Source organism: Streptomyces sp. NPDC059718, assembly GCF_042733315.1.
GTDB lineage: Bacteria > Actinomycetota > Actinomycetes > Streptomycetales > Streptomycetaceae > Actinacidiphila.
On the sequence record NZ_JBHWGA010000101.1, the window covers coordinates 1 to 9,500 of the forward strand.

The 9,500-nt window shown below is 67.1% G+C and carries 8 protein-coding genes and 2 pseudogenes; 5 read left to right on the plus strand and 5 right to left on the minus strand.

Going from position 1 to position 9,500, the window contains the following annotated elements; genetic code table 11:
* Positions 1-502: 502 nt before the first annotated feature.
* Positions 503-670: a hypothetical protein gene (locus ACFV3E_RS45750; protein WP_500542358.1), complete on the plus strand. Its 168-nt coding sequence runs from the start codon at positions 503-505 to the stop codon at positions 668-670.
* A pseudogene (locus tag ACFV3E_RS45755) lies at positions 655-979 on the plus strand (flavodoxin family protein); the annotation flags it as partial. The gene ACFV3E_RS45750 and the pseudogene ACFV3E_RS45755, both read left to right, overlap by 16 nt.
* A 9-nt stretch (positions 980-988) precedes the next feature.
* Here the strand turns inward: ACFV3E_RS45755 and ACFV3E_RS45760 are convergent.
* Together ACFV3E_RS45760 and ACFV3E_RS45765 are read right to left on the minus strand one after the other, a co-directional pair.
* A pseudogene (locus tag ACFV3E_RS45760) lies at positions 989-1,135 on the minus strand (glutathione-dependent formaldehyde dehydrogenase); the annotation flags it as partial.
* Positions 1,136-1,988: 853 nt separating this feature from the next.
* Positions 1,989-2,198 carry a hypothetical protein gene (locus ACFV3E_RS45765; RefSeq protein ID WP_500542360.1) on the minus strand — a complete coding sequence of 70 codons (210 nt, stop codon included), beginning with the start codon at positions 2,196-2,198 and terminating at the stop codon, positions 1,989-1,991.
* Between the two features lie 610 nt (positions 2,199-2,808).
* Between ACFV3E_RS45765 and ACFV3E_RS45770 the strand changes: the two genes are divergently transcribed.
* The 3 genes from ACFV3E_RS45770 to ACFV3E_RS45780 all read left to right on the plus strand — a co-directional run bounded on the left by ACFV3E_RS45770 (position 2,809) and on the right by ACFV3E_RS45780 (position 6,147).
* Positions 2,809-3,237 carry a DUF5949 family protein gene (locus ACFV3E_RS45770; protein ID WP_500542362.1) on the plus strand — a complete coding sequence of 143 codons (429 nt, stop codon included), beginning with the start codon at positions 2,809-2,811 and terminating at the stop codon, positions 3,235-3,237.
* Between the two features lie 952 nt (positions 3,238-4,189).
* Positions 4,190-5,386, plus strand: coding sequence for an ABC transporter permease (locus tag ACFV3E_RS45775; protein ID WP_500542364.1), 1,197 nt, complete (start codon positions 4,190-4,192; stop codon positions 5,384-5,386).
* A gap of 77 nt (positions 5,387-5,463) precedes the next feature.
* Entirely contained in the window at positions 5,464-6,147 is a 684-nt protein-coding gene (locus ACFV3E_RS45780; RefSeq protein WP_500542366.1) for a sigma-70 family RNA polymerase sigma factor, read from the plus strand.
* A gap of 439 nt (positions 6,148-6,586) precedes the next feature.
* On the opposite strand, the gene ACFV3E_RS45785 is transcribed toward ACFV3E_RS45780, so the two are convergent.
* The 3 genes from ACFV3E_RS45785 to ACFV3E_RS45795 form a co-directional block, all read right to left on the minus strand.
* Entirely contained in the window at positions 6,587-7,195 is a 609-nt protein-coding gene (locus tag ACFV3E_RS45785; protein WP_500542368.1) for a TetR/AcrR family transcriptional regulator, read from the minus strand.
* A 529-nt stretch (positions 7,196-7,724) separates the two neighbouring features.
* Positions 7,725-9,026: a PP2C family protein-serine/threonine phosphatase gene (locus ACFV3E_RS45790; RefSeq protein WP_500542370.1), complete on the minus strand. Its 1,302-nt coding sequence runs from the start codon at positions 9,024-9,026 to the stop codon at positions 7,725-7,727.
* A 92-nt stretch (positions 9,027-9,118) separates the two neighbouring features.
* On the minus strand, positions 9,119-9,500 hold a 382-nt coding region (locus ACFV3E_RS45795), incomplete at its 5' end, for a L,D-transpeptidase (RefSeq protein WP_500542372.1).

The window sequence follows — 9,500 nt, forward strand, 5'->3', positions numbered from 1 at the left end:
CCGCCGGGCATCGCACTCCCGCGAGCCGGGCGGCGGCCGTCGTGCCGCGGTCGCGCGAGCGCTCAGGGGCCCTGCCGCAGGCCCCGTGGGCGAACCCGTTCTTCTGCCGGACCGACTCGAGCGCGGGCCGCTACGCCACCGCCGCCGAGCTCCGCAGGTTCCTCCGGACCCGCCGCCGCATGCCGTCCGGCTGGAACCCCGGCTTCCTGTACCAAGCGACTAGCAGATCCGGGCCGAGCTCGGCGGCCGCGACCTCGCCTGCACCTGCGCCGAGGACGAGCCCTGCCACGGCCTGGCCCTCCTCGAGGTCGCCAACCCGCGCACCAACACCCCCGACGAGCAGTTCCCCGAGGGTGGCACCCGCCTCACGGTCAAGCGCTGCTGCCACGGCTGCGGCACGAGCCGCATGGGAAATGCTCCTCGCCGTTCACTGGGCCGTCCCGCTGCCGGACGTCCGCGACGAATGCCCCACCTGCGCCCCGACCCCTGCGGAGCTCACCCGATGATCATCGAACGTGGCCAGGTTTTCGCCTCCTGCCGCCCCGGCACCCACCGCCGCCTCCGGATTGAGCGGTACACCCCCGGTGACGCGTCCGCGTTCGTCGTCGACGCCGAGACCGGACAGCAGCCCCGACACATCCTCGTCCGCGTCCTCGCATGGACGCCATGATGTCCGAGACGGACAACCGTGACCGTCCGGTCGCCTACAACCGGGTGGCCGGCGTGGTGGTCACCGGCAACGAGGACGGCGCCGCACCACGTCATCAGCGAGATCTCCGGGGCCCTGGCCGACCTGGGGTACACCATCCCAGGCCAGGCCTGGACGTACTGGCACCTCGGCCCCGGGACCGGCCCCGACTACCTCGACGACCAGCGCGGACACGACTGGTCCCACAAAACGGGTCGCGCCATGGCCGCAAACCTCCACGGCGTGGCCCGGGCCCTGGCCGCCACGCCGCTCGACGCGCCGCCTGGGTGATCGCGGGCGTCACGGGACCATAAGAACCTTGATGGCGCCGTCGGCCTTCTTCTGGAACATGTCGTAGGCCTGGGGGGCTTGCTCCAGGGGGACGTGGTGCGTGGCGAAGCCGTCCACGCCGAGAGGGTCCTCGTCGGTCAGGAGCGGGAGGATCTCGATGGCGGTCGGGTGCAGCTTCACGCAGCCGTAGAGCCTGTGGTCGCGGGCGCCGTTCCAACGCCGGTCATCGTTGCCGCCTCTAAAGAGCCAAGCCAATCAGCACACCAGCGCCCAAGGCACCCACCGCCGAGAAGACCCGCGGCTTTCTCCAGCCTGGCCCTGACGCTTGGCGGACCATCTCCCCCACGAGAACCCAGGCGCCACCCATACCGAGCGCAGCTCGCAGCACGGAGACAACGGTGTGCACAAGGACCTCCAACGTTCACGAATCGACGGTGAGAGTACCCGATGGGCATCGTTCGAGGTCACAGGGAAGCTTGCTCGATTCGGGCGGGTCTGCGGACCTGCCCGTTACGCGTCAGTCCAACCAGATCACTGTCCCGGAGCAGCGCGCCAAGCGGGAGTAGGGGACGGCCCCGCCGTGGCGCCGACGGGGCCGCGTGGGCGCCCGCCCGGCACTCACCACGTAACCGGGCAGGCTGCTCGGGGGCTATGGGCTGCGCTCCGCGTAGGCGGGTATGAGGAGGTTCCAGCCGACCCCGGAACACTCCCGAGGAATCGGGGGGAAGGTGTGGCCCTGCACGTCCGTGCTGGTGAAGCGGTGGCCCTGGCCGCAGGTGCATTCGTAGATGCCGCTGGCGGGACTTTCTCGCCGGGGCGGTGCATGCGGGTGGTCTCGTCGATATGACCTCGCTGGCCGGGCCTGAGTGGAGCAGGTCCCGGCCTGCAAGGCGTGACCGCCGAGAGGGGGAGCCCTCTCGGGGAACCGCCCGCTCGGGGGGGTGGGCGGGCGGCTCCGAAAGGTCGCCTTACCTGCCGAGCGTCGCCGAAACCCCGGTGTCCGTGATCCTTATGTCGCGTCCAGCTCCGGCGGGGCGACGATGCGCATGCGGCAGCGGACCAGGCCGTGGGGCTGGTCGACCAGCATGCTGCTCCCGTCGCTGGCGCGGGCCTCGATCCAGGCACGGACGCGGGCGACCTGGTCAACGGGCCCGGTGAGGACGACGTCGACAGTGTCGCGGTCGGGCTGCGGTAAGAGAGCGTCTTCAACTGTGCTCATGACCTGTGAACGTGTGGCAGGCGCCGGGCCCGCTGGCGGTGGTGGGCACTCGAAGGAGTGAGCGGGGGCGCGGCGGGGGTTGGCCCTGCCGCTCCCCCACCGCGCGTTGCGCCTGTCAGTGCGTGAGGCTGCATCGGGACGCTCCTGGAAGGCGACGGCTCGCCGTCGTGTAATGGCGCCCTTCCTGGCGGACCCGAGGCGATCCGCGACGTGTGCGCATCACCGGAATGTGGCGCGGGCCCGCCCAAGACGGAGGTGGACGAAGCCGCGACCGATGTCTATATGACGCGGGCGGCGGCTTTGTCGCTGGCATGCCCTTCCCATGTGCGGCTGGCCCGGGACACGGTGTCCGTGGGGCCCTCGGGTCAGCTTGCACCTCATTCGCGACTGGATACTGCGCGCGGACACCTCGCCAGCTTGTGCTGACAGAGCCCATCTGCTGGCTGTCACGCCTGAGACAGGAGCGTTGTCGAAAGGGCAAAAGAAGATCACGGTTCGGCCCGACTACGCCTGATGGCACGAGGGGACCCGGGACACCCCGTCGTATCACATGCTCGTGCACGGCCGTTCTCACGGGATCTCTCGTGGGAGTTGAAGGGAACTCGCATCCATGGCCGCTGCGCGGACGACGACGGTGTTTCACTGGGTCAGTCGTGATCCAACCGGCGAGCAGAAGATCGCTCCGTGGCTGGTGTTCGGGGACGACGGATTGCAGGAGACCCAACCAGTGCGGTACTGGCCGCGCGTCGTGCGGGCGGCGGGGATCAATCCGGGTGCGGAAGAGCTCGTACTGCGGCCGGCGCGCGCGAGGGCGGTGCTCGGTGCTCATGCAGTGACCGTGCACCTGGCCAACGTGCGGACGACAGTGCCAGTACCGGCGGACTGGGCCGACGTGGCCAGGGAACAAGGGCGAACGGTCCTAGTGGTGGCTTACGAGCCATTGAACAAGGCCACGCCGATTGAGGAACTGGTGCAGCGGCTGATGGAGAGCGGCCGGTGTGTTGGAGCGGTCTTGGACCTGGTGGAGGCGCGGCTCTGATCCCTGTCGCGCTCCGCCATCGTGTCGCAGCACGCTCCGGCTCATCTCTCACACCCAGGAAGCCATCTTCCAAAAACGAGCGCCGCCTGGGGTCCCCAAATTCGCGTGATCGGCCATGACAGCTCGGGCGTTCCTGCGGCACAGGTGGAAGCCTCGGCCGTCCCCTCTCGCTTCTGTCCGAACCGACGACAGTTCGAGGATGAACCAACCCTCGACCCTCATTACGCCTCCGCAACCGTTGCCAGGGTCGTCACACCTGCGCGCACTGTCCGGTCGCGATTGCGAGTGAGCAAGGTCTACGTCATCAGATGCGCGTACACCAATGCCGGCGCCGATGAAGCATGCCATGACGGAGTCTCCAGGCGAACGACCAAGGGTGCCGGTGTCTGTTCTGGCCGCTATGGCAACGATAGGGCGCTCCGACCTGATGCACACAAGCTTGAGGGCAGCAGGGCTCGTTGGCCCAGTCGAACAAGACAACCTGGCCACTGCGCTCCACCCCGCCGTGCTGTGTCGGCCGACCAATTGGTCGATGACTCGTCCGCCGTGCCCCGCATTCGGATGGCGGAGGCCACCGCGGGGTATTACGAGCCGCCACAGCCGCAAACGCTCACCCTGAGCTGGTTGCTGTCGTCGGATGGGTTCCGCCGGTTCAACAACGACGAGGATCAGCCCCCACAGTGGTCACGACGCTGGCGACAGGATCGATAACCATCCCTACGAGCGCTGCGGCGTCGGCTTCGGTCGGCCTCGTGAGGCAGGCCATTCTCGGTCAGTTGACCGCGACAAGCCCGAGCCTATCCGCGCTGGCTAGGGGCATGCCACGGGCATCGCCGCCCGCAGCTCGGAGGCAACGATCTGGCAAAAAACGAATGTTCATGTTGACGTGCACGCATGACCACATCAGACTCGAGCAGTAAAAAACGATCGTTCGCCTTACTGGAGTGACACCTTGCAGAAGCCGTCGACGGGACTCCTGTCATGGCACCGAACCGTCATCGCGACAGTGGCATTGCCGGTGGTGATCTCACTCGCCGTGTTGGCGTTCGCCTGGCCCGCATCGCGCATCGCGCCGCGCGATCTACCCGTAGGGGTCGTAGGCACCAGCACGGCCAGCCAGAGGGCGGTAGGGGGCCTGACACACAGCAAGCCAGGCGGATTCGACTTCCATCTGTACGCAGACCAGGCTTCCGCGCGCACCGCGATCAAGAAGCGGGAAATCTACGGCGCCTTCGTGGTCACCCCCGGCCACGTCACCGTGCTGGAGGCCACCGCAGCGAGCACGCCCGTCGCCCAACTGCTGACCACATCCGGCCAGCACCTGGCAGCCCAGGCAGGGAAGCTCCCAGTGAGGGACGCAAAGCCGCTGGCTGGCACCACTCTCCGGCCAACCGGCCCGAAGGGCGCTGCCAAGGAGGCCGCCAAGGTCCAGATGGAGACGGTTGACATCGTCCCGCTCTCGGAAAACGACCCGCGGGGGGTCGTCTTCAGTTCGGCCCTTCTCCCACTCACCATTTGCAGCATCCTGATCGCGGCGCTCATCGCGATGTCAATCGGACAAGTACCGGTGTGGCGCAGGCTCATCGACCTGTTCGCCGCGTGCGCCGTGACGGGACTCGCCGCCTACCTGATCGCCCAGGGCCTTCTCGGTGCCCTACCGCACGAGCATGTGGCCACCTGGGCGGCCCTGTCCCTCACCATGCTCGCCATCAGCGCGACGAGCGTCGGCCTGATCACGCTCATCGGTCCCCCCGGGCTCGCCCTCAGCGCCGCGCTCATGGTCTTCGTCGGAAACCCCTTCTCCGGCAGCACGTCCGCTCCGGAACTGCTGCCCACGGCCGTGCACGACATCGGCCAGTGGCTGCCGCCGGGTGCCGGCGCGAGTCTTCTGCGCAGCACGGCCTACTTCGACGGGAACGCATCCGCAAGCCACATCGCCGTCCTCAGCCTGTGGAGCGCACTGGGCCTGACGGCCATCATCTTCGGGCAGCGCACCCCCACCATCACGAACGACGCCTCGGGGGACCCCCACTACGGCGCCGCAGACACGAGCGCCGACGTCCCGGCCATAGATGACCCCATTACGACGGTGTCGCTCGCGCCGGTGACCCGATCGCACACGCACGCCCGGCACGCCGCCCACGGATGAGGCCCGCGCCCATCCCCGCGTCCACGCGGGGGAGGTAGCGATAGCCGCCAACGCAGCAACCAGCAAGGAAAAGAACCATGCCGTCGAAGTCCGCGGAGCGCACCGAGGACCTCATGGAAGCAGAAGAGGTGTTCCACGACGCCCGCACCTTCACCTTCGGAATCGCCTACCGGATGCTCGGCAACGTCAGCGAGGCCGAAGACGTCCTCCAGGAAGCGTGGATCCGCTGGCAGACCTACGACCGCTCCAAGGTGCAGAACCCTCATGCCTTCCTCACCACGATGGTGACCAGACTGACGATCAACGTGCTCCAATCCGCGAGGGTCCGCCGGGAGAACTACGTCGGCTACTGGCCCCCGGAACCGCTCGACACCATGAGCGACCCTGCGTTGGGCGCCGAGAGCGCGGAAGCAGTGAAAGCCGCGGTGCTGATGCTCATGGAGAGGCTCACGCCGGCGGAACGGGCGGCGTACGTGCTCCGGGAGGCATTCCAGTACCCGTACGGGCAGATCGCCGAGGTCATCGGGCAGTCGCAGGTCAACGCGCGCCAACTGGTGAGCCGCGCCCGCAAGCGCCTGGCCGCGCAACAAACGGCCAATGTCTCGGCTGCCGAGCACCATCGCTTCTCTACGGCGTTCTTGATGGCGGCCCGGGCAGGAAATGTGGCCATACTGGAGAGGCTCTTTGCGGAGGACGTGGCTCACTTCGCCAGTAGCGGCGCACGTAGGAAGTATTTCCACGCCTGCGCAGAATTCATCTGACGAATATGCGCACCCGGCCACCAAAGATGGGGATTGAAAAATAAACCCGCACGGTGGGGCGATTAGACAGGGCGATAGTTATGGCCGCCTCCCCCTCAATGACGGAGACGCTGATACTGGATCAGCATGATCCTGAGGAAGCGGAGAAGACCGCCGATGGCGGTGAAGGATCACTCGGACGAGTTCAAGACGGGTGCCACGGCGTTCTGCGGGTCCCCGCCCGGAGCAACCTACAAGGCGATCGCCGCCGACCTGGGCATCAGCAGAGGCAGCTTGCGGAACTGCATGCTGCCGGACCGGGACGCCGTGACATCGGCCGGGCGGCTGGGTCAGCAGGGGCGAAAACGCAGGCCGGGCCTGCAGGCCCTCGCAGTGACACCCGTCTGGCCACCCGGTCGATCGCCCCCCAGCCGCGAAGCAAGCACATGATTCAAGAGCCTCACATTTCAGGACTCGCCGAATCCGGCCAGAGTGCTCGCAACGCGCTGGGCACCTCCTCCAGCGTCGCGGAGTCGCCCATCGCCAACTGGAGAATGTAGCCGGGCAGCATGCACATGAAGGTGGCGGCGAGCGCCTCGGGAGACGCCTCGCGCGGGAGGGTGCCGCCCTGCTGGTGCTCCCAAATGACATCGGTGAGTGCGGTTCGCATCTGGGCCATCAGATCGTGAAACTGCCGGGCCAGCGAAGGGTTGCGCAGTGACTCGGACCAGGCCAGAACCGACAGCCCTGCAACGTTCTTGTCGGCAGTCTGGGCATTCACGATTTCGAGGACATCGGCCATCAAGGCTCCGATGGAGCTGCTGGGCCGGTTCCTCGCGACTCTGTGAACCATGGCGAGGACGTCACGCATGTTCTCCTCGACGATCGCCGTGATCATCTCGTTCTTGCTGGCAAAGTGCCGGTATACCGCGCCAGCCGACAGGCCCGACTCGGCGAAGAGGTCCTGCATGGAGGTGGAATGGAATCCATCACGCAGGAAGCAGCGGCGCGCCGCGTCCAAGATCTGCTGACGGCGGGCCTCCATGTACTCCGGCGTGACCTTGGGCATGGACCGTCCCCTCCATAAAAAAACGAACCTTCAAGTTAACTTAGCACGCCAGCACATTCACACCGCACTATGCACCCTCCTCCACCCGCGCCAAGGACGCCCTCGACGGCCTCGCTGCGACAGTCAACGGCTGCTGGGAGTAGCCCGGGTTCCGAGCCGGCAGCCGGTCATGGGAGAGGTCTCGGTACCTGCCAGTCGTACGGCCCGACCGATGGTCGGCGACCCGTCTATGACATCGTAGGCAAGCAGACCGGCTGGCCAAGGAACCGCTGAAGACCGGCGCAGTTGCAGGCTTCGGCTTCCCTCGGGTTCGAGCAGGCAGTAGGACCCAGGCTGAGGATGCCGAGCAGCGATGGCTTTGGCTGCCAGGGTTTTCAGCCCGGTATCGGTGCGGACGCCGCACAGGAGGCGTGGTGACCAAGCTGTGCGTGCGTCACCGAGGCGGTGATGCCTCATGGATGCGGGACTGATCTGTGCGGCCTTCTCCGGCGCGTCTGGCGAGGCACCTTGGGTCGACCAGCAGGTCGCTTCATGAGGGCATGACACGCAAGATCATCATTGCGGTGTCATCGACGGCGTGACCCCCGGAGTGGGCGGACGCTGCCTGCCAGAGCCGGTCAAGGGTCTCGGCGGCATCGGCGCCGTGGGTGGCCGCCAGGGCGCGGCCAAGGCGGTCAGCACCGAAGAGCGGGCCGCGATGTTGGTCGCGAGCCTCGGTAATGCCGTCGCTGTAGAGCAGTAGCGCGTCACCGGGGCTCAGGCGGAAGGCGGCTTCGTCGAAGTCGTCACGGACAGCCGGGATTGCGGGGCTCAGCAGGATGCCCGCCGCGTTGAGTTCCTCGACAGTGCCGTCCACGCGGCGAATCAATGCAGGGGGGTGGCCAGCGCTGGCGTAGAGGCCGGTGATTCCTCCGGGGTCGGGCTCGAAGACGGCTATGGCAGCGGTCAGGAAGCGCTCGCTGACGTGCTGCTCGACCAGAGCGTCGTGGAGTCGGTGCAGGACGGTGGCCGGGTTGTTGTGCTGGTTGGCCTCGGCACGGATGGTGTAGCGCGCGAGGGTGGTGACCTTTACCGCGTCGAGGCCCTTGCCACACACATCACCCATGACCGCGGACCATTTCCTGCCGCGGGTCTGGAACAGGTCGTAGAAGTCGCCGACCACTTCGGCTCCCAGGGCGCCGGTGGCATCGGCCGGTAGGTGGATTGCGGCCACGTCAAGTCCGGGCGTCTGCGGAAGGCAAGGCGGCAACAGGCTTTCCTGCAATGTTCGAGCCAGCGCGGCTGAGGCATCGGCCAAGGCATGGGCCTCGCGCAGCGCTTGGCGCAGCGCAATCTCGGAGGACACCGAGCGCGCAAGGATGCGCAGTGCCTCCGACTGCTGCGGGGTGAAGGGCCGGGCGTCTTTGTCGATCACGCAGAACCCGCCGATTACGTGCCCGCCCGGTGAGACGACCGGGTAGCCCGCCCAGGCTCCGACCGCCAGCGCCTTGACCGCAGGCAGGTCCTTGATGCGCGCGTCGGCTCTTGCGTCCGGCGCGATGAGCTCCCTGCCAGTACCGATCAGGATGTGGCAAGGACTGTCGCGGATGTCGTTCTCACGCGTGGTCGCAGCATCCACGCCGACTGCGCTCTTCCAGAACGACCGCCGCCCGTCAGCGACGGTGAAGAACGCCATTCGTGCGCCCGTGATCGCCAGGGCGAGTTGGGCAATGTCGTCGAACGCCCCCTCGGGTCTGGTATCCAGCAGTCCGGAAGCGGCCACTGCCTCCAGCCGTGCCGGATCAAGCACCGCTTCTGGCAACTCTCGGGCCGGGGTCGCCTTCACCATCATGTGTTGCTTCCTGTCTTGCGGATCCCCCGGCCAGCGGTCTGTGTTTTGCGTTTCCGAGCGCGAACGTCGGGGTGGGTGGCGCGGCCGCGGTGTCAGACCGCGCTGCCGGTCTTCCAGGCGCTCCAGTTCATGTTCCAGCCGTTGAGGCCGTTCGCCGGGTCGACGGTCTTGTCCTTGGAGCTCTTCACGGTCACGACGTCGCCGACGATCGAGTTCGTGTAGAACCAGTAGGCGTCCGTGGAGGTGTCCTTGGCGCCCTTGGTGTCGTTCAGGCCGATGCAGCCGTGGCTGGTGTTGGCGTTGCCGAACACCGAGTCGGCGCCCCAGTAGTTGCCGTGGATGTAGGTGCCGGACGTGGTCAGGCGGATGGCGTGCGGCGCGTCCTTGATGTCGTACTCGCCCTTGCCGTCGTCGTCGGTGAAGCCGACGGTGGCGCCGTTCATCCGGGTCTCGGTGAACTTCTCGGAGATCACC

Excerpts from the sequence above, each read along its gene's own strand:
- ACFV3E_RS45750 (WP_500542358.1), top strand. The coding sequence starts at position 503 with ATGATCATCGAACGTGGCCAGGTTTTCGCCTCCTGCCGCCCCGGCACC.
- ACFV3E_RS45765 (WP_500542360.1), bottom strand. The coding sequence starts at position 2,198 with ATGAGCACAGTTGAAGACGCTCTCTTACCGCAGCCCGACCGCGACACT.
- ACFV3E_RS45770 (WP_500542362.1), top strand. The coding sequence starts at position 2,809 with ATGGCCGCTGCGCGGACGACGACGGTGTTTCACTGGGTCAGTCGTGAT.
- ACFV3E_RS45780 (WP_500542366.1), top strand. The coding sequence starts at position 5,464 with ATGCCGTCGAAGTCCGCGGAGCGCACCGAGGACCTCATGGAAGCAGAA.
- ACFV3E_RS45785 (WP_500542368.1), bottom strand. The coding sequence starts at position 7,195 with ATGCCCAAGGTCACGCCGGAGTACATGGAGGCCCGCCGTCAGCAGATC.
- ACFV3E_RS45790 (WP_500542370.1), bottom strand. The coding sequence starts at position 9,026 with ATGATGGTGAAGGCGACCCCGGCCCGAGAGTTGCCAGAAGCGGTGCTT.